A 20391-nucleotide genomic window follows, 5' to 3' on the forward strand; every position below is an offset into this window, starting at 1 on the left:
ATTAACCTGTCTCCGCCATCTGAAGTTCACAATATCCGGAGACCACCCATGCCCAATCGCCGCGCCACGCTGCTCGCGTTTGCCGCCCCACTGCTTACCTTGTGCGTGCCGATCCCGGCAGTCCACGCCGAGGATTTGCCCGTCCAGTTGAGCACCGTTGCCGGTCCGTTCCGCGCGGACGCCGCATCGTTCAAAACCTACCAGGCGCCCGACTGGTTCCGCGACGCCAAGTTCGGCATCTGGTCGCACTGGGGGCCGCAATCCGTGCCGCGCGCCGGCGACTGGTATGCGCGCAATATGTATATTTACGGTACCGCGCAATACAAACACCACCTTGAGCACTACGGCCACCCATCGAAGTCCGGCTACAAGGACATCATCCCCCTGTGGAAAGCCGAGAAATTCGACCCCGAAGCGTTGATGGCCTTGTACAAGAACGCTGGCGCGCGCTACTTCGTCAGCATGGGCGTGCACCATGACAATTTCGACCTGTGGGACTCGCGCCATCACGAGTGGAACGCCGTGAAAACAGGTCCAAAGCGCGATATCGTCGGCGACTGGAAGAAAGCCGCCCTCAAAGCCGGCTTGCGCTTCGGGGTTTCGGAGCACCTCGGCGCCAGCTACGGCTGGTTCGCACCCAGCCATGGCTACGATCAGGCCTGGCCCATGCTGGGCGTGGACTATGATGGCGCCGATCCGAAGTACGCCTCGCTCTACCATCGCGCCCACAACCAGCCGTACCGCAGTTCAAGCACCTGGTACACCACCGATGCACGCTTCCACCAGGAATGGTTCAACCGCATCACCGACCTTGTGACGCGCTATCAGCCAGACCTGCTCTACTCCGACGGTGGCATTCCTTTTGGTACGGTAGGGCGTACCCTGCTGGCAAACTTCTACAACGCCAGCATCGCCAACCACGGCGGCAAGCTGGAAGCGGTCTACAACCACAAGGAGATCGGTTCCGGCGAGTTCATACGCGAAGCCGGCGTACAGGACGTGGAGCGCGGGGTCATGGATCACATCAATCCCCTGCCCTGGCAAACCGACACCTCCATTGGCGACTGGTTCTACAGCGAGGGCTACAAGTACAAGAGCACGAGCGAAGTGGTCCATATGCTGGCCGATATCGTCAGCAAGAACGGCAACCTGCTGCTGAACGTGGTGCAATACCCTGACGGCAGCTTGCCGCCGGAGCCAATGCGCTTCCTGCAGGAGATGGCGGCCTGGATGGCCATCAATGGCGAGGCCATCTACGGCACCCGTCCCTGGAAGACCTTCGGCGAGGGTCCGACAAAGGCATCGTCCGGCCACTTCAAGGAAGATACCGCCTACACGCCGCAGGATATCCGCTTCACCACAAAAGCGGGAGCGATTTACGCCATCACGCTCGGCACGCCAGCCAAGCCGGTGCGCATCGAGTCGCTGGGCCGCAAATCCGGACTCGAGCCGCGTGCGGTGAAGGCAGTCACCCTGCTTGGCAGCAGCACGACGCTGCGCTGGCAGCAAACCGATGAGGCATTGACCATCGAGCTACCGGCCAGCCTGCCGTCGCAAATGGCCTCCAGCTTCAAGGTCAGCTTCTAATACCGTGTAAATCTTTACAACTTCCTGCACATTCAAGGTTTTCTAGCCGCGAATGCGAAAAATGGTTTTGGCCTCGACGTAGTCTGGTTCTGTCGGACCATCCGGTCCGATATTCCAACAATCACGGCATCACATTTTTCTTGGAGCTTAAGGATGAAGAAGCAAACCCTTGCCCTCGCCTGCCTCGTGGCAGGCCTGGCGGCAGGCTGCGGTGGCGAAAGCAGTCCCGCCACCCAGTCGCCATCTTTCGCCGCTACCGTCACCACCAGCAGCGCCGCCGGCACGGCAACCGGCAGCCGCTGGATGAACGTCAAATTCGGCGGCAGCGGCTACGTGCCCGGCCTGGTATTCCACCCTACCAGCCCGAATGTCCTGTACGCGCGCACCGACATGGGAGGAAGCTATCGCTGGGAGGCAGCGACCTCGACGTGGATTCCGATTACCGATGGTTTCGGGATTCGCGAAGAGTTCTTCAACGGTGCCGAAAGCATTGCCCTGGACGCCAGCGACGACAAGCGCGTCTACCTGGTCACAGGCCTGTACGACTGGGCCGGCAGCAATGGCCGCCTCTACATCTCCAGCGATCGCGGCGACAACTGGACACATGTCGACCTGCCCTTCCGCGTCGGTTCCAACGATCCGGGCCGAGCCATTGGCGAACGCCTGATGGTCGATCCCAACCAGTCCTCGGTCCTGTTTTACGGCTCGCGCACAGCGGGTTTGTGGAAGAGCTCGGACCATGGCCAGAACTGGGCGCAGGTAACTTCGCTGTCGTCGTTCCAGTATCCCGCCGACCAGATCCCCAGCCTGCCCGGGCGTACCTCGGGCGGCATCGAAGGCGTATTGTTCGATACCTCCAGCACCGGCGCGGGTGCGGCCACGCAGGGTATTTACGCCACCGTGGCGCCGGACTATGCCAATGCGGCCGGCTTGAGTTTCAGCCTGTACAAGTCGACCGACGGCGGTGCCAGCTGGACGGGCATCGCGACGCCGGTAAGCGGCTACCACATCCCGCATATGGTCCGCGCCAGGGACGGCATGATCTACATGGTGTTCACCCGTGACATCGGCCCGGGCGCCGGCGGTCCCGCCAGGCTCTACAAATTTGACGGCAGCAACTGGACGCTGTTGAAGGGCTACGACACCGAACAGTGGGTCAACTTCGGTCTCGGCGGCCTGTCGGTCCATGGCTCCGGCCCGACCACCCGCATTGCACTGGGCGTCACGAATTCCTGGGGCAACTGGCAAGGCCAGCCAATCGTGCAGTTGTCGGATGACGCCGGCCAGAGCTGGCGCGAAATTGCCTCGATGACGCCGCACACCCCGTCCGGCCCGGACTTCGCCGGCTGGATCGACGACGTCGAAATCGACCCGAACAACCCCGACCGCATCCTGCATGTCTTCGGCGGCGGCGTGTGGGGAACCAGCAACGCATCGGCGGCGGCGCCGGCCTGGAACCTGGACGTGAACGGTCTCGAGGAAACTGCCACGCTCGGCCTGGCGACGCCGCCCAAGGGCGCCAGCTACACGCTGCTCAGAAGTTCGGGCGATATCGGCATGCACGTGCAGACCGAGCTCCTGAAGACGCCGACGCGCGGCCCGCGCGGCTGGTTCGGCAACGGCAATAGCGCCGACATGGCCTGGTCCACGCCTTCCTATATCGCAGCGATCGGTACTCCCGTGTGGAACACGCCCAACGTCGCCGGCGCCTATTCCAGCGACTCCGGCCTGAGCTGGACGGCGTTTGCTGCCAACCACCCTGACGGCGTGGCCAACACGGGAGGTGAATCCAACATCGCGGTCACGAAGCCGGGCCATATCGTCTGGGCGCCGTCCAATTCCCGGCCCGCCTATACCACCGATAACGGTGCAAGCTGGAGCTATACCAACCTGCCGGCCCTGGGCGCCGTAGGCATCAACCGCGGCTACCGCGTGGTTGCCGACCGCAAGAATCCCAACAAGGTGTACGCCTACAACTCGGGCGGCGCATGGTGGAACCAGTGGTCGGACAGCGCGCATTTCTGGACCTCGACCGATGGTGGGCACACTTTCACCGAAAGCACCACATTGACTGCGGCGGGCGCACTGGTGGCCGACTTCGGCCACACCTCGCTTGCAGTGAATCCGAATGCGGAAGGCGATATCTGGCTGGCCGACGGCTTCAGCATCTTCCATTCCACCGATTCAGGGGCGAACTGGACCAGGCTGGCAGCTACGGCGCCGATCTGGGGCAGACAGCCGTCCTGGATGTATCCGGAGGTGTATGGCGCAACTTCCATCGCACTGGGCAGGGCACCTGCCGGTGCCGCGTACTCGTCGTCCATTTACATCGTGGGCACGATCAACGGCGTCTGGGGCGTGCACCGCTCCGACGACGGCGGCGTGAACTGGCGCCGGATCAATGACGACAAGCACCAGTACGCCGGCCTGGGCAACCTTGCTGCGGACCAGTCGGTGCCAGGACGCGTATTCGCCAGCGCCGCCGGCCGCGGCGTCGTATTCAGCTACTGATGACGCCAGCCACAACTTTCGGAGACCCTATGAAATTCAAATCCATCCTCGCCGCCATCGCCCTTGGCGCGGCAGCCAGCAGCGCCAACGCAACCATCCTGAGCTTCGACAGCCTCACCGGCTTCATGTACGGCAACGGCTTTCCACTGGCAGCAGGCATGAACTATGACGGTTCGAACCTGAGCTATGTGGAAGCCGGTTTCCAGCTGACCTTGCACGCGCCCAACGCAGCACCCGGTTCGGCAAACCTCGGCACCGGCACGTTCGAGCCCCAGACCTTCAACTGGCACGACGGCCTCGACAACGGACTGGACACCTTCGTGACGCTGACCCGCGTTGGCGGCGGACTGTTCAACCTGAAGAGCTTCGATTACCTGGTCGATGTAAGCAAGGTGTCGGCCGACGGCAAGCTGCTCGGCGCCATCCAGGATGCAGGCAGCTGGACTGCGGCGCTGACCGGCATCGCAGAACTGCGCTTAAGCTCGGGCGCCTTCAACCAGATCGACAATATCGAGGTGGCAGAAGCGGCGAATGCCGTGCCGCTGCCAGGCACGCTGGCGCTGATGCTGGGAGGGCTGACCGCCGCCTCCCTGGTGCGCCGCCGTAGCTGATCCCTGGCTTTGCCATACCGGGGTAGCCTGCTACCCCGGTATGGCATCACTTGCCGCCTCGGAAGCCACCATTTGCACAACCACTTTGCCTTTCGCCCGGCCTTGCCCGAGATAGGCCAGCCCCTCCTTTGCCTGGGCAAAGGGAAACACTTTATCGACCACGGGACGCAGGCGCGACGCGGCAAGGTGTTCGCCGATCTTTGCCAATTGCCGGCCATCCGGACGAACAAACAGGAAGGAATAGCTGGACGCACGCTGTCGCGCGAGACGGATGATTTTCCAGCTCAGCAGGCCGAACACGAACTTCATCAGGAAGTTCATGCCGCGCTGCCGTGCGAACGCGGCATCCGGCGGCCCGATCAGCGAGACGATCTTGCTGCCTGGCGCAACGACCTGCAGGGACTTTTCCAGCTCGCCGCCGCGCAGTGTCGCAAGTATCACGTCGCAGTCGCGCAGCAGCTCTTCGAACTCCTGCTTCTTATAATCGATCACTTCGTCCGCGCCCAGCTGGCGCACCAATTCCACATTGGCGGTGCTGGTCGTCGTTGCGACCCTGGCGCCGAACAGTTTCGCCAACTGGATGGCAAAACTGCCGATACCTCCGGCGCCCGCCGGAATAAAGACCTTCTGGCCAGGCTGCAGCCTGGCACGTTCGGCGAACGCTTGCCATGAAGTCAGGCCTACCATTGGAATTGACGCGGCCTGCACAAAGTCCAGGTTCTCCGGCTTAAGCGCTGCCGCGTGCTCCGGCACCGCAGCATATTCGGCAAGCGTGCCGGCGCCCAGGTCGAAGGTGCTGGCAAAGACCGCGTCCCCGACTTTGAATCGGGTCACCCGGCTCCCCGTCTCCACCACAATACCCGCAAGGTCGCTGCCCATGGTTGCCGGCAGCCGGAGTTTGATGAGGGGTTTGAAACTCCCCGTCGGAATCATGTTATCGATGGGATTAAGGCCGGCTGCGTACACCTGCACCAGGATCTCATCCGGTTTAATCGCGGGTCGCGGAAGGTCCGCGAACTCGACATGCTTTGCGCCGCCGTAGCGCTTTAAAACGAGTGCTTTCATTGGAATTTTCCCGAATGGTTTCAACAGATACCCCGGACCTTGCGCTATGCCAGGCCCAGATCCTTGCGCAGCCCTGCGTCCACCAGGCCGGCCGGCGCGTATGAGCGTAAAAGGCGCAGGCGCCTTGCCAGGGCTCCGGCGGTGTAACGCGGTTTTGGTTTGCCCGCCAGGGCCGCTTTCAATACCGTTTCCGCTACGACCCCCGGGCCTTCGGCGCTTGCCATCGCCTGCTGCACCCTGCGCGCGACGGTGTTGCGCACTTCGCCGTATGCTTCCAGCGTGGCGTCGGGCTGCAGCAGGTTGGCGTCGAACGGTGTCCTCGTGTATGCCGGTTCGATCACGATGGAACGAATGCCCCAGTGACGCAATTCGTGGTCCAGCGATTCCGAATAGCCTTCAATGGCATGCTTGCTGGCCGCATACAATGCGCCGTAAGGCATCGGCAGGATGCCCAGCACGGAACCGATGTGTACGATGCGCCCCTTTCCCCTCGCCCGCATATGCGGCAGCACGGCGCGCGTCATGCGAACGACACCAAAGAAGTTGGTGTCGAACATCGCCTGCGCCTGTGCGATGGAGCTTTCCTCCGCCCCCGCTGGCGCCACACCAAAGCCAGCGTTGTTGACCAGCAAATCAATGCCCCCTTCCGCCGCGATCACGGCCGCGACCGCGGCCTGCACCGAATCGTCGCTCGTCACATCGAGGGAAAGCATCGTGTATGCCCCTGTCCCCGCCTGGGCGCCGCGGCGGCTGGTGCCGTACACCTTGAAGCCCGCCTCCGACAGGCGCGTTGCCGTCGCCTCGCCAATGCCGGACGAAGCGCCGGTAACCAAAGCGATCTTTTTCATGCCAGATTCCTCTCAAATCGATTACGCAATATGATGCGTATCATATTTCATGCCAAAAAAAAGGCGCCGCCGCAGCGCCCCGCTTCAACCGGAGGCCGGTAAAAATCGATTGAGCGCGGCCGCACAGAGTGCCTGCGACAGCTTGGGGTCGTCAACCGCACGCGCCACCATCGTTGTGCCAATCAAGCCGCAAACCAGGGCCATTGCCTGTTCATGCGCCTGGGGCTGGCCCCAGTCCGGCATTTGCCGCGCGAACAAGTCAATCATTTCCTTGATGTGGATGGTTGCCGCACGCCGCACCTCCGGCGCTTGCCTTGGCATTTCCGATCCCAGTGCCGAAACCGGGCATCCGGTTTCAATGGCTGCTATGTGTTCTGGCGACAGGTAGGCCTGCATCATTGCCTGCAACGCCTGCCCCGGCGCAGCTGCCGCCGCCACGCGCGCCGCCAGCGCCACCGACTCGGCGCCGGCACGATCCCCGGCTTCAGCCAGCAGCGCGTCGCGCGAATCGAAGTGCGCATAAAAACCGCCGTGTGTCAGGCCGGCCTCTTTCATGATGTCAGCGACACCGGTGCCGCTGTAGCCGGTACGGCGAATGGCGCGCGCCGCGACCTCGACGATACGCTCGTGCGTTTCCTCTTTACGAGTTGGCAACTGTTGCTTTGTGGTTTTCTTTGACATGACGATCATCATATACCATAACCGCGCAATATAAAACTACCGAGGCTGTTTATTATTTCTAGCAACCGGTCTGGAACTTATTGACGTATAGAAACCGTCTACCCTAGAGTGAGTTTTCGCAAATTATCAATAGAGAGGCAGTACGGCAATGCCGACTGCTCCCTTGCTGCCCAGAGGAAGAATCTTGAACGTGAAAAAATGCATTCTCGGCGTGACCATCATGACTGCCCTGACAGCGTGCAGCGGTCCCAACAGCATTTCGGGCGGCACTGAAAGCCATGCGACGTTTGGCTGGGAATCGAGCGCGCCACTGATATCGCCGCAACCGGATACGAAGCAGGCAATCTATGCCGTGAAAGACCCGTCGATTGTCCGTGTGAACGGCAGGTACCACGTATTCATGACGACCGCCGGATCGGCAGGCTGGGGGCTCGCCTACACCAGCTTTGAAAAGTGGTCGGAGGCGCCGAGCGCAAAGATAGTCCCGCTTGACAGGTCCCCGATGGGGCCGGGGTATCGCGCTGCACCGCAGGTATTCTATTTTGCTCCGCAAAAAACCTGGTACCTCATCTATCAGGGCCCGGATCCACTCTACTCGACGTCGAACGACATCGGCGATCCGGCGTCCTGGAGCGCACCTAAACCGTTTTTTTCCGTCGCTCCCGATATCATCAAGCAGCCGCAGGGCAATGGCTGGCTGGATTTCTGGGTGATTTGCGACGAAAAGAAGTGCTACCTGTTCAATACCGATGACCACGGCCGCATGCTGCGCTCCGAAACCGATATAGCCCGCTTCCCGAATGGCTTCCACAACACGGTCGCCGTCATGAACGAAAAAAGGGAGGACCTGTTCGAGGCGAGCAACACCTACAGGATCGCCAATACACAAACCTACATCACCCTGGTGGAAGCAATTTCTCCGCAGGGGCGCTACTTCCGGATCTGGAAAAGCGACGGCCTGGAAGGAAAATGGGAGCCATTCTCTTCCGCCCCCATGAATGCCTTCGCCAACCGCACTAACGTCGAAAAGATCTGGTCGGAAGGTATCTCTCACGGCGAAATGGTCCGGACCAACGCGGACCAGACAATGACCATCGATCCTTGCCGGCCGCTCGAATACCTCTTCCAGGGCAATGACCCGGCAGTGCCTGTGGATGACTACATCAAGATCCCGTATCGCCTGGGGGTGATCACCGCCAAGGGTGAAAATCCAGTCAGTGCGCTCTGCCGCTAACCGAACCGGCAGGAAAATCTGTCATGAACATCGATCGCAGGTCCGTATGCGCCAAGGCAGCGGCCATTGTCATCGGCATGTATGCCTTGTCGGCACAGGCATACAGCGGCGGCAGCGCGGCCGACCTGGTGGCGCAAATGACGCTGGAAGAGAAAGCCAGCCTGTTGCAGCACGACTCCCCGGCCATCGCACGCCTGGGCATTCCCGCCTATAACTGGTGGAACGAAGGCTTGCACGGCGTTGCCCGCGCCGGCAACGCCACGGTCTTCCCGCAGGCCATCGGCCTCGCGGCGACCTGGAACCGTGCCCTCATGAAGCGGGTCGGCGATACGGTCGCCACCGAATTCCGCGCCAAATATCTTGAAACGGTCGGCGCCGACGGCGCCACTGGCATTTACCGGGGCTTGACTGTATGGTCGCCCAACGTGAATATCTTCCGCGATCCGCGCTGGGGCCGCGGCCAGGAAACCTATGGCGAAGATCCCTATCTGACCTCGCTCATGGGAGTCGCGTATATCCAAGGCTTGCAAGGCGACGACCCGCTGGCGCCAAAGGTGTCGGCTACCGTCAAGCACCTGGCGGTTCACAGCGGCCCCGAATCGGATCGCCACCGCGAAGACGTGCATCCTGCGCCGCGCGACCTGGTCGAGACCTACCTGCCCGCATTCCATGCCACCGTCACGCAAGGCAAGGCCTTGTCGGTCATGTGCGCCTACAACGCCGTGGATGGCGTGCCGGCCTGCGCCAACGTGCCGCTGCTGAAGGACTTCCTGCGCGGCGCCTGGAAGTTCCGGGGCCATATCGTATCGGATTGCGGCGCCGTGGCAGACATCCATTTGGACGGCGCACACCGCTATGCCAAGACGCCGGAAGAAGCGGTTGCGGCGGCAGTAAACGCCGGCACCGACTTGGTCTGCGAATTTGGCGGCTCGCCGACCGCGGCGCCTGCGACCACGGTGCGCGCCGTCAAACAGGGCTTGTTGGCGGAAGCCGCCCTCGACCGCGCCATACAGCGCCTGCTGGAAGCGCGCATCCGGCTGGGACTGCTCGAAACGCCAGGCAACCGGCCCTACCGGCAAATCAGCGCCAAAGACTACGACACCCCGGCGCACCGCAGCCTGAACCTGGAAACGGCACGCCAATCGCTCGTGCTGTTGAAAAACGACGGCCTGCTGCCGCTAAAGAAAGCGCCACGACACATTGCTGTGATCGGGCCGAACGCCCACAGCATCGATGCGCTGGTGGGCAATTACAGCGGCACGCCGAGCAGGCCAGTCACAGTACTGGACGGCATCCGTGCCCGTTTCCCGAATGCCCAGGTGAGCTATGTCGAAGGTACGGGCTGGGTCGCCCCGCCCCTGCAAGACCTGCCGCCTGGCAACCTGTACTCCGACGCCGCATGCACCCAGGCCGGGTTGAAGCTGGAGCGCTTTGACAACACCAGGCTGCAAGGTACGCCGAGTGCATCGGAAACCATGGCGCAGGCCCAGTTCAAATGGGGCTGGCCTGACGCATATGAACGCCAGACTTCAGCGCGCTGGTCCGGCTACGTCCGCGCCGCAGAAAGCGGCATGCACAATTTCCGCCTGAAAGGCGGCCAGCCCTACCGCATTCGCGTCGATGGCCAATTGGTGGCAGATTTGTGGGACATCGCCTGGCCGACTGCAAAAACCGAGATCAGGCTGCAGGCCGGTAAAGTGTACCGGATCGAAATCGAGGCACAACAGACCGGCTGGAGCGGCGAGCAGCGCCTGCAGTGGAGCAAGCCAAGTTTCGACGATACGGCTGCGCTGGAAGCGGCAAGCAAGGCTGACCTGATCGTCTATGTCAGCGGCCTGAACTGGGAACTCGAAGGCGAGGAGATGTCCGTGCAAGCGCCCGGCTTTGCCGGCGGCGACCGCACCAGCATTGACCTTCCCGCCCCCCAGGAAGCGCTGCTGGAGCGCCTGGCAGCACTCGGCCGGCCGATGGTGCTGGTAAATATGAGCGGCAGCGCCATGGCTCTCAACTGGGCCGAAGGCAATGTGCCGGCCATCATCCAGGCCTGGTATCCGGGCGGCGAAGGTGGACAGGCTGTGGCCGAACTCATCGCCGGCGACTTCAGCCCGTCCGGCCGCCTGCCGGTGACGTTCTACAAAGCGGCCGCGGACTTGCCTCCATTTAAGGACTACAGCATGCAAGGGCGCACTTATAAGTACCTCAAGGGCGCGCCACTCTATCCGTTCGGGCACGGCCTCAGCTACACGCACTTTAGCTATTCCGCCAGTGCGGCAACGCCAAAGACCGTCTGCGCCGGATGCGGCATCAAACTCTCGGTTGACGTAAAAAACGATGGCAAATACGCGGGTGATGAGGTGGTTCAGGTGTACGTCAGCCGTCCCGGCGGCAGCGCGCCGACCAGCACGCTGACCGCCTTCACCCGCGTCCACCTGGAGCCGGGCGAGCGGCGCAGGATCGCATTTGCGCTGGATGGCAAAGCAATGAGCACGGTCGACGCGAAGGGCAACCGTATCGTGGAAGCCGGCAGTGCCATCATTTGGGTCGGAGGCGGACAGCCCGCCGGGGCAACGGTGCCACATCCGTCCAGCGGCGTGAGGCAGCAACTGACAGTTAAAGGGCGACGCCAGCTGCCACAGTTCTGAGTGACGTATCAGGGCTTGAAGTAATTGCGATCCGCCGGCGCCTCATGCAGCGTAAACGTGTGCTGGTAGTCCGGCGGATACACGTCGATGATGCGGTAGCTGCCGGATGTTAGCCAGTTCCCCTCCGTCCAGCTGCCATCGGCGTTCAGTTTCTTGTAGATGGTCTGGCTCTCGACGAAGACCCTGCCCCAGAACAGCCATTTGCCATCGATATTGTGGACGTAATAGACGCGCACAGGGTCCAGCTGGAAGATGCGGGCACTCGGCTTGTCCTTGAATTCGAACACCCTGCCCTCCACGTCCTGCAGCGTAATCGGCTTCTCCCGGTGCCGCGACAGGTTCAGCAGGTCGGCGGGGAATCCCTGCTCCGTAGTCAGTTGAAGTGTGTCGTTGATTTCCACATAGCTTCCCATGTCAGCTCCTTGATTTTGAACGGCCAAAGCGCTCGATAAGGTTATCCAACCCGCGCTGGTAAAACGAGCTCAGTGCATCTTCCGTGTAGCGGAATGTCGAGGACCAATGCACCATGCACGTCTGGCCGGGAACGATCTCCAGCACGCGGATCTGCGCCTGGTACTCCTTCACTTGTTCGCCCCAGGCCCCGGCCTGCCACTTGTAGCTGTACCAGCGATTGGGGTTATCCATCGTCACCAGCTCTTCGGTCGTCGTGGGCTGTCCTGGAAAGGTCAGCACCCGCCGCAGCATCGGGATCTCGGTTTGCTCAGGATCGACCTCCGACTCCGTGATATCGGGATGCCAGTGGTGGATGGTGTAGAAACCACCAACCACCGACCATACCGTGTCGGCCGATGCATTCAGTTCGACGGTGCTGACTACATGTCGCAGCTCGCCGGCCTGCTGGGGTGTCGATAACATGGCGGCTCCTCAAAGATTGATCAGGCGGAAGCAAGGGCCGTACGTGCCCCGGCCATCAGGAATCGGAATCTGCATCAGGGGCCGCGCCGTTTTTTCCAGCTCGAACATCAACTCGATGGCGCGCCACATCGCGCCCTGCCCGCCCTCGCCCCAGGCGCTTTCCAGCAGCTGGATCGCCTTCGAATAAGTGCGGTCAAAGCCAAGCAGCAGGTCGCCAACCTCCTGGCTCACTTCATCGGCGCGGTAGCCGCCTTCCGGCACCTCTGCCATGGGCCAGGCCTCTGGGAATTCGAGCGGCGCCCCGAATACGTACTTCTTGTTGACCGGGTCGTACTCGATCTTGCGCCGCTCGCGCACTTCCCAGAAACGGTAGTAGTGCGATAAGGACGCCAGGCCCTTCTCCGAAGGGTCGAGCTGCACCGCGCCCTCGCCCTGCGTCTTGATCCAATCGATAGCGCTGACCACTTTTTCAGGGGCATCCACCACAAACCAGGACAATGGCCCCGCGACCTGGTGGTCCGGCGTCATTTCCGGCTTCAGGCTATCGAATTCATGGGCAATGGCGTCGTACAGCGCCCCGATGGTACTGGCGTGCGTCCCTTCGTGATCATGGGCGTGCTTGTACTTGCTGTCGTAAGTGCCGATCTCCATCGGTGCTTCCGGCAGTTCAATTTCCATGAAGTCGTCCAGCGTTGCATCACTCAGGCCGGCCAGCCCGATGTGAAGTTCGGGATGGACGCCGCCTGGCAATGCGCATGGATAATGCAGCCCGCCGCTGGTGGTGTCGTAGATATGCGGCTTGCCACCCAGCGACGCGAGCATATTGCAGGCCAGCGCCATGTGCAGCATTTCCTCCTGCACCACGTGCCGGATCGACTTGGCCACCGGATCAAGATTGTCCTTGATCGACCACAAGGCGCACAGGTATGGGGGCAGCGTGGCAAACTCCAGCAGCACTGCCTGCTGCAAAGTCTTCTTCAGCAAGGCAAGCCGCTCTTCCGGGCTGACTTTCACCTCCAGTTCGGCATGCATCAGGCACGCAACATTCTCCTTGATGCTCGGATTGCGGGCACTCAGGACCTGACACACACGGTCGTGCAGGCTGCTGGCGGGGGCGGTAGTCATGGTTGGGCCTTGTTGATTGGGTGGGCAAGGAAGTGATCGGACAGGCGCATCGACAGCGCCGTCAGCGTCAGTGTCGGATTAACTGCGCTGCCACTCGGGAAGACGCCGTTCGAGCAGAGGTACAGGTTGTCGGTAGCGAAAACTTTCAGGTCGCTGTCGGTGACCCCCATCTCCGGCGTCGCACCCATGCGGCAGGTGCCGGTGGTATGGTGCGCACCCGGGTCTTCCGTCTTGGCGTACACCACTTCGTAACCCATCTTGACGATAACTTCCTGCATCAGGTCGAGATTGGCTTGCGTATTGATGTTTTCCTGCTCGGTACGACTGAAGCTGACCGTCGTCAGCGGCAGGCCGAACCTGTCATAGCCCTCGGCGATCTGCAGGCGGTTGTCGAACTTGCCCTTCTCCTCCATGAAAGCCTGCAGCTCCATCTCCATCGGGCCGCTGACGATCGTGTCCACCTCTTCCGGCGTCTTCCCGGCGATCATCAAGGCGGCGATGTCGGTATTGGGGCGTACACGGTCCTTGAACAAGAAGATCTTGCCGATCTTCTGCCGTTCCGGCGTATCGTAGCTGCGCGACATCAACGTCGGGAAGTCGTACTCCTGGAACCACCGGTTCGGATTGGCGGGGGTACGGCCCCGCACCTTGAGCATGGAGTGCGAGATGATGAAACGCCCCAGCAGGTCGTGGTCATTGCCGACGCCTTGCGGCCAGTATTGGTTCTTCGATTTCATGAGCAGCTTCGGCGTTTCATAGGAGCCGGAACAGATGACGTAACGGCTTGCCTGCACGATGTAGTGCGTACCGGTTGTGTTGTCGATGCAATCGAGGCCGTCCACTTCCTCTTTGCTGCGCATGCGCACTTCCGTCACTGGCGTGTTGGCGCGCAGTTCGAAGTTCACAAAGCGTTTGTTGTCCGTCATTTCCGTCAGCACGTTCTGCGCGGAGAAGCGGGCCCCGAAAGGACAGTATTTGCAGGTGCCGGTGGTCAGGCATTTCCGGTAGCGGGCAATCGGCATCTTGCCGGGTTTGATGCCCAAAGCCTGGAAGGCTTCGATCATCTCGCCATCGGCCGCCGTCCAGGCGAAAGGCGGTGCCGGATAGGGCTTGCTGCGCGGCGACCAGTCCTCGGCGTCGTCGCCGCAGACGGACAGGAATTCCTCCGCCTGGTTGTAATAGTCCTCCAGGTCGTTGTAGCCGATTGGCCAGTCGGCGCCTTCACCGGTATTCGTGTAGAGCTGGAAGTCTTCCGGCTTGAAGCGCAGGCTCCAGGCTCCCCAGTGCATGGTCGAACCGCCAACCGCCTTCACTCGCGTACCTGCCGATAGCCAGTTCACGTTGCCGGTGGACGGCACTTCCCAATCCTGGTCATACGTGAAGTCGTACGGCGCACGATTCAAGGTGATGTAGTCCCACCAGGAGCGCCGGTCGCGCGACGGTATGAACGGACCGGCTTCCAGCATCAGGATAGCGGTTTCGGGGTCGTCCTCCAACAGGCGCTTGGCCAGGCTCACCCCCGCCACACCGGATCCCACGATGACATAGTCATAGACTCGGCTGGCAGTCATGAGTTGTTCTCCTTTGGTTCGTACTGCCGCACCAGCGCATGCTCGTTGTAGCGCGAACCCTTCACATAGCCGTGGTAGTTCTTGCCGCCGAAGTGCTTGAAGCCGCTCATCATCACTTGCAGCTTGATGAATTCATCGACCACGTAGCGCTTGGCGTGGGCCAGGCGCGTGCCTGGCGGCCCGGGCGGGATGCCGTTCGCCAGGAACAGCCTGCGGTATGCCTCCCCCTCGCCGTACATCGCCACCAGCTCCCTGACCACATAGATGGCGTTGACGTATTCGCCGGTGTAGCTGGGCGCAAGTTCCGATTTTTGCTGCAGCATCTCCAGCCACGAGCTTTTCAGGTTCGACGACTCGTAGCGCACGTTCTTCCAGGTCACAGCAATCTGTTTGAAGATGTCCCACAGCGCTTCCTTGTTCGCATGCGTCAACGCCTGGCCGTCACCGGGCAGCAGGCTGGGGTCCACTTTGGCCTGGCATACCGGCCCGCCGATCAGATCCATCACCATGTCCCTCCTGTTTTATTGTTTCGGGATGTACATGCCCTGCAGCAGTTCACGCTCGGTTACCTTGGCCAGGTTGTCGCCGTAGTAGGTGCGTATCCAGCTATCGTCCGGGGCCAGGTACGGCGCGTTGTCGCCACTCCCGGCGCTGGCCGCTTTGCCGACAGCCTTTTTCGCGTTGACCATCGAGTAGCGCTTGGCGACATCGCGAAAACGGAAGTGGCTCCACAGGCGCATGAACTCACCGAGGTAGATGTCAGCCACGCTGCAATTGCCGCGGACGATCAGCATGTTCTCGTCATTGTTGGTGGTCGAGGCATCGCTGAAATTGGCGGAGCCGCTGATGACGGTCGGATTGGCCCCCATTGGATCGACAAACAGGTACTTGGTATGCACGTAGTTGACGAAGCTGTTCAGGCCACTGAGCTTTTCACCCAGCCAGCGATGCAACTCCGAGTCGCCGACAACTTCCGTGTCGAGCACCTCGCCAATCGCGATCAGGTTGTTTCGAACGGCCTTGAACTCGTCATATGTCGGGCCAGGCTTTTCCAGCAGCACGTAACGCATATTCGCTGAATTGCGTGCCAGGACATCGGCGAACAGCTTGTTGACGCCGAACGCCGCCGTGAACCCTGCCAGCTTCTGCGCCTGGTCGATGCTGCCCGAATACCATTGCAGGGCATTCAGCGAAGGACGAGGGCTGAACACGACGTGCACCCCGGTGGCCAGGTCGCCTTCGGGATCGGGGGTCTGTTTCAGGTTCTCAGGGCGCAGTTTTACGGCAGGCGTGTCGACAGCAAGTTGATGCCAGTACTGCAGGTACTTCGATGCCACCTCCGGCAGGCGCGTGATATGCACCACGTTCGACTGCCCATAGATGCCGCCGTCGGTGAAATTCGTCGACCCGCTCAGCACTTCGACCGGCTCGCCATCCTTTAGCAGCACGATGAACTTGTTGTGCGAGATATAGCTTGGATTTGCCTTGCGCGGAATCATCAGCGCTGCAATGCCAGCTGCCGCAATAGCCTTGTTGCTGGTTTCCTGCGGCTCTTTCTTACGGCAGTCGTACACGATTTTCACATCAGCGCCGCTGGCGGCAGCCGCACCAAAGGCTGCCAGTACTGCCTTGTGGCTGAATTCATAGGCCGAGGCCCGGATCGCGTAGCGCTCGCCCTTTGCCTGCCCGATGAAAGCGATGATCGCCTCTTCCACGCCGCGCGACAGCCACTTGTATGCCTCCGGCCCCGCCTTTGCCGGGCTGACGTTGCCGAACTTGCGGGCATATGCCTGGCTGCCGGCCACGCCGCGATTGAAGTAGATGGCGTGTGCGCCATTGTCCTCGTTCTCGGTGGTCACAGGCACTTCGACCGCAACACCGTATTGCAGGTTGCGCGGATCGCCATATACCGGCACCACCTTGTAGACGTAGTTGTTGTTGGCCTTGGCCGTGTAGTCGCCCCACAGGAAGCCTTGCACCGGATGCTCCAGGGTCGATACCAGACTGCCTGGCGCAGGATTGGGTTCAGTCGCTTCAAAGGTCTTGAACCCCTTTAACCAATACTGTTCATCGGCCGTCTTATCCGTCCGATGGATTGCAAAGCCTAGCAAGCCTTTGCGCGCGTCATCGCTCACCTCCATACCGAGCAGTACAACATAAGTGCCCGCCACCGCATTGACGGTCAATGCCTTCGGCCCGTCCTGGGATACACGCATTCTCACCATACACCTCGCTATCGCAATTGGAACGTATGCAATGCGCGGCGGCAGGCCAATCAAAGCCCGGACCTCGCACTGCCCGCTTCACAGCCTGATTACGTGAGTACAGCCAGTTCCGCATGAGCATGCAGGTCTACTCTACATGGCGAAATGACGAAGAATTGCGCACATTTCCACAGTCGCATTTTTACGTCGGCTTCCTAATCGGAAGCTCGAACAAGCGATCGCGATGCGAAATGTGGATGGCACTGCGCTGCACGACTTTGATGGTAGGAGCGTGGCGATGCGTAACACAAGTAACAGCGACGTATCAATGTAAGGTGGGATGCGCTACCGACTGATGGCACGCCATCCAGGAGATGGATGGCGTGCATTGCGACGCGCTTTATTTCGCGCTATTCAATACGTCACAGCGGCGCGCCACCGCCGTTTTCCGGGCTCTCCGAAGAGCGGCTGGAAGGCTCCGCGGCAGATTGCCTTAGATCTTGCACCAACTCGAGGGCTGGTCCGCCGCCGTCAATGGCTTCACGGCCGACGTTCCTTGCCAGGCTCGGTGCGCTGGCTTCGGAAATCGCCTGCAGCAGCTGCTGCGACGGCGGGCCCGCATCGGTAGCGTCAAGCGCCGCGGGCGCAAACGAAGCGGAGTCGCCCCCGCCGGCTCGTACCATGCTGCCGCTTGAACCGGCACCTGACTGCTCATCTGTCTCGATGACAATACGCATGAATCGCTCCTTTCAGTTCAACACCGCATAACGAGCTTCGATGTTCACGGGCTCCGCGGTGACATTGCGAATGCTGATCCAGTAAGTAATATTGTTGGCATCCGCTCGCTCAACTTCAACATCCCAGTCGATCTGTGGTGAACCAGGGCGTGGCGATGTCGGCACCACATTCCACTTAACATGCCAGGCCTGTGGCCAATTGAAAGTAAACCAGCGGCGGGTTGCACCCGCTGGCACCGACCCGGTGAACTGAACTCCAACTCTCATGATATGCCTCCGAAAGATTTACCAACCCAGCACGGCGTAGCGGGCTTCGATGTCGCATGGCGCGGCGCTGACGTTCGTGATCGTGATCCAGTAAGTGATGTATGCATCGGACGCTCGCTCCACCTGGACCTGCCATTTGATTTGCGGCCCGCCCGGCCTCGGCGTTGTCGGGACAACAGTCCACAGCATGTGCCAATGTGCCGGCCAGTTGTAAGTGAACCAGCGGCGGCTGGCGCCAGCAGGCAGGCTGCCGCGGAACTGAACCCCGACCCAGGGCGTCACATTGGCCGTGACCGCCGCCAGGATCTGCCGCAGGTTGGGGCGATTGCCGATGCGCTGGCTGGCCGGGCGGCCCGGTGCATCTTGTTGGGGTGAGCCCGTGGTACGCAAAACCTCCCTCGCCCTTGCCGGCGACATGGGAATTCGCCCGCGTGCGCGCAGCACGCCTTGCACGCATGCCAGGGCGCCCACCACAATGGGGGAAGCACTGGATGTTCCGCTGAAGCGGTCGGTGTACCAGAGGTCCTCGTTGCCGCCGCCTTGCAGGTCACCATAGCCGGTGGTCGTGACTTCGCGGCCCCACCCCTGCGCGTCGATGCACGCGCCAAAATTGGAAAATCCCAGGCGCGATCTATCCGGACCATGGTCATTGCCGTGCGTTCCAGGCGGCGGCGCGCCGGCGCCGACCACGATGGCGCCGCACTGGGGATTGCTGCGATTGAATGGATTGGTCCATGTTGCCGGGAAACCTGCCGGCCGGGTGCTATACAGCGCATCGTCTAGGTTCTCGGCGCCGTTGCCTGCTGCCTCTACCACCAGGATCCCCTTGCTGCTGGCATAACGGATGGCTGCGAAATCATCCGGCCACCACTCGACGGCGACATAGCCCAATTGGTCCAGGCGTCCCGCGAAGGCGTAACGCGGACCAGGCCGGTGGATTTCCAGCAGCATGATATCGCCGGGGCGCAAACGGTCCGCTGCGTTGCGGATTGCCGTAGCAGTGGGCATGGAGAAGGCCACCGCGCTGATGGACGCTTCCGGCGCAATGCCGGTGATGCCGATCGTGTTACGGTCGCCGCTGATCTCGCCCAGCACGGCTGTCCCGTGGTCAGTACTGGTGGCGCCGGTGCCACCTACCACGCCGCCCTGGTTTTGAAGCAGGTCTTCGTGGCTGAAGCGCCATCCCCATTCCAGGTCGATCACATTCACCCCTGTGCCGCCGCCGCCGCCCAAGGTCCACGCATAGCGCGCATCGATACCGCCGGGTGCGGCATCAAGGTACCCTTGGCGACTGCTGAAGTCCGCAGTCACCGGGGGCGCATCTTGCGCATCCGGCGTCATCGTGTTCAGCTCCTCCCATGTGACATCCAAAGCCGCATGGGCCAGTTCAGCCGGAGGTTTGATGTAGGCGGCATTGACTGATGGCTGCTTGCGCAGCTGTTCGGCAAGGTGCGCCATGCGGTCCTGTGCCACGTCGACACGGTAATACACGGACAGGTCCGGCATTTCAGGGCTGCCATCCGATGCCGCCGGCGCCATCTGCCGCTCGCGCAGTACTTTGTCTTCGCTGCCAAACAAGGGTTCCAGCACAATCTGCTCGGCCTCGAGCAAACGTGCCAGCGGCGCGACGTCCGCACTGGCCGCCGACTCAACACCATCCTGCCGGGAGCGCAGCGCAAATCCAGGTTCCGCGACAACAATCAACTCCCATTCGCTTTTGAGCCGTTCCGGTACATTTCCGTCGCCAGACGGGGCACCGCCACCCTGCTTGTTTCCTGCGATGAATCCACGATTCTTCTGCATTGCAGATCCTCCCCTTACGTTCCTGTTGCGGTCACTTTCAGGGCATCTCGTCACGCGGCTTAAGATATGCTGACTGAACACCAGGTGCTTGTTGCAGCAAGCCGAGTGCGTGCACGGCGGCGCCTTGATCCGCTACTTCCGTATAAAAAAAACCCGTCAGATCAGGATCACTGCTGCCCGGATGCATTGGGTGCAAGTCTAGAGCGAGCGCCGTCAAGGTACGTCTCAACTCCGGTGTGAACGGCGGCACATCAGCACGGGATTTGACTTGCGAAATTTCCGGAGCGAGCTTGATAACTAATTGCATGGACCTCCTCTTGAATGAAGTGTGGCGCGTACGGCGGACGCCGACAGCACCAGTTCAATATAGGCGTCCATCCAAGGGGGATTCTCTTGAATTGTCACTGCGCCATCGCATTCCCTGGGCTGCACCAAAATGCTCGGCCGAGGATGGCAACACCGTCCATGTGATGCTGAATTCCGGCAAAGTGCATAGCACTGAATTCACCACGACCTCCATCGAGATCGCCGAACCTCAGGAGATGCAGGGCGGCCAGGTGACCGTCAATGCGGATGCGCTGAAGAATGCCTTGCAGTCCAGCGGCAGAATCCAGGACGCAGTCAGGTGA

Annotated in this window: 19 protein-coding genes; 6 read left to right on the forward strand and 13 right to left on the reverse strand. The window is 61.2% G+C overall.

Going from position 1 to position 20391, the window contains the following annotated elements; translation table 11 throughout:
• Window positions 1-48 precede the first annotated feature (48 nt).
• The 3 genes from ASD07_RS01165 to ASD07_RS01175 all read left to right on the forward strand — a co-directional run bounded on the left by ASD07_RS01165 (window position 49) and on the right by ASD07_RS01175 (window position 4709).
• On the forward strand, window positions 49-1587 hold the full coding sequence (locus ASD07_RS01165) for an alpha-L-fucosidase (RefSeq protein ID WP_082507040.1): 1539 nt from the start codon (window positions 49-51) through the stop codon (window positions 1585-1587).
• A gap of 153 nt (window positions 1588-1740) precedes the next feature.
• Window positions 1741-4098, forward strand: coding sequence for a sialidase family protein (locus ASD07_RS01170; protein ID WP_055923937.1), 2358 nt, complete (start codon window positions 1741-1743; stop codon window positions 4096-4098).
• Window positions 4099-4127: 29 nt separating this feature from the next.
• Window positions 4128-4709, forward strand: a complete 582-nt coding sequence (locus ASD07_RS01175) for a hypothetical protein (RefSeq protein ID WP_055923940.1) — start codon at window positions 4128-4130, stop codon at window positions 4707-4709.
• Between the two features lie 30 nt (window positions 4710-4739).
• Here ASD07_RS01175 and ASD07_RS01180 read toward each other — a convergent pair whose 3' ends face one another.
• The 3 genes from ASD07_RS01180 to ASD07_RS01190 form a co-directional block, all read right to left on the reverse strand.
• Window positions 4740-5774 (reverse strand): NADP-dependent oxidoreductase, encoded by a 1035-nt coding sequence (locus ASD07_RS01180; protein ID WP_055923942.1) that lies wholly within the window; start codon window positions 5772-5774, stop codon window positions 4740-4742.
• Window positions 5775-5818: 44 nt separating this feature from the next.
• Window positions 5819-6622, reverse strand: a complete 804-nt coding sequence (locus tag ASD07_RS01185; protein ID WP_055923945.1) for an oxidoreductase — start codon at window positions 6620-6622, stop codon at window positions 5819-5821.
• A gap of 84 nt (window positions 6623-6706) precedes the next feature.
• Window positions 6707-7315 (reverse strand): TetR/AcrR family transcriptional regulator, encoded by a 609-nt coding sequence (locus tag ASD07_RS01190; RefSeq protein ID WP_055923948.1) that lies wholly within the window; start codon window positions 7313-7315, stop codon window positions 6707-6709.
• 178 nt (window positions 7316-7493) lie between these two features.
• On the opposite strand from ASD07_RS01190, the gene ASD07_RS01195 reads away from it, so the two are divergent.
• Window positions 7494-8537, forward strand: a complete 1044-nt coding sequence (locus ASD07_RS01195) for a non-reducing end alpha-L-arabinofuranosidase family hydrolase (protein WP_229207042.1) — start codon at window positions 7494-7496, stop codon at window positions 8535-8537.
• A 23-nt stretch (window positions 8538-8560) separates the two neighbouring features.
• Window positions 8561-11179, forward strand: a complete 2619-nt coding sequence (locus tag ASD07_RS01200; protein WP_055923951.1) for a glycoside hydrolase family 3 C-terminal domain-containing protein — start codon at window positions 8561-8563, stop codon at window positions 11177-11179.
• Window positions 11180-11187: 8 nt separating this feature from the next.
• Here ASD07_RS01200 and ASD07_RS01205 read toward each other — a convergent pair whose 3' ends face one another.
• From ASD07_RS01205 to ASD07_RS30585, 10 genes are all read right to left on the reverse strand, one after another.
• Window positions 11188-11592 carry a hypothetical protein gene (locus ASD07_RS01205; RefSeq protein WP_055923954.1) on the reverse strand — a complete coding sequence of 135 codons (405 nt, stop codon included), beginning with the start codon at window positions 11590-11592 and terminating at the stop codon, window positions 11188-11190.
• A gap of 1 nt (window position 11593) precedes the next feature.
• Complete coding sequence (locus ASD07_RS01210) at window positions 11594-12055, reverse strand: SRPBCC family protein (protein WP_055923957.1); 462 nt, start codon at window positions 12053-12055, stop codon at window positions 11594-11596.
• A 9-nt stretch (window positions 12056-12064) separates the two neighbouring features.
• On the reverse strand, window positions 12065-13180 hold the full coding sequence (locus ASD07_RS01215; protein ID WP_055923960.1) for a ferritin-like protein: 1116 nt from the start codon (window positions 13178-13180) through the stop codon (window positions 12065-12067).
• Window positions 13177-14751: a GMC oxidoreductase gene (locus ASD07_RS01220; RefSeq protein WP_055923963.1), complete on the reverse strand. Its 1575-nt coding sequence runs from the start codon at window positions 14749-14751 to the stop codon at window positions 13177-13179. The genes ASD07_RS01215 and ASD07_RS01220 overlap by 4 nt, the downstream gene beginning before the upstream one ends.
• A complete protein-coding gene (locus tag ASD07_RS01225) occupies window positions 14748-15260 on the reverse strand; it encodes a hypothetical protein (protein ID WP_055923965.1) in 513 nt (170 codons plus the stop codon). Before ASD07_RS01225 ends, ASD07_RS01220 begins: the two co-directional genes overlap by 4 nt.
• 12 nt (window positions 15261-15272) lie before the next feature.
• Entirely contained in the window at window positions 15273-16967 is a 1695-nt protein-coding gene (locus ASD07_RS01230) for a phospholipase D-like domain-containing protein (protein WP_055923968.1), read from the reverse strand.
• A gap of 410 nt (window positions 16968-17377) precedes the next feature.
• Window positions 17378-17692, reverse strand: a complete 315-nt coding sequence (locus ASD07_RS01235; protein ID WP_055923971.1) for a hypothetical protein — start codon at window positions 17690-17692, stop codon at window positions 17378-17380.
• A gap of 12 nt (window positions 17693-17704) precedes the next feature.
• Complete coding sequence (locus tag ASD07_RS29845; protein ID WP_082507042.1) at window positions 17705-17959, reverse strand: hypothetical protein; 255 nt, start codon at window positions 17957-17959, stop codon at window positions 17705-17707.
• 18 nt (window positions 17960-17977) lie between these two features.
• Complete coding sequence (locus ASD07_RS01240) at window positions 17978-19762, reverse strand: S8 family peptidase (protein ID WP_082507043.1); 1785 nt, start codon at window positions 19760-19762, stop codon at window positions 17978-17980.
• A gap of 37 nt (window positions 19763-19799) precedes the next feature.
• The gene (locus ASD07_RS30585; protein WP_156397804.1) at window positions 19800-20069 is read right to left on the reverse strand and encodes a hypothetical protein; all 270 of its coding nucleotides are present in this window, start codon (window positions 20067-20069) and stop codon (window positions 19800-19802) included.
• Window positions 20070-20160: 91 nt separating this feature from the next.
• Between ASD07_RS30585 and ASD07_RS30590 the strand changes: the two genes are divergently transcribed.
• A complete protein-coding gene (locus ASD07_RS30590; RefSeq protein WP_156397805.1) occupies window positions 20161-20391 on the forward strand; it encodes a hypothetical protein in 231 nt (76 codons plus the stop codon).

This window comes from Duganella sp. Root336D2, from assembly GCF_001425005.1.
Classification (GTDB): domain Bacteria; phylum Pseudomonadota; class Gammaproteobacteria; order Burkholderiales; family Burkholderiaceae_D; genus Rugamonas.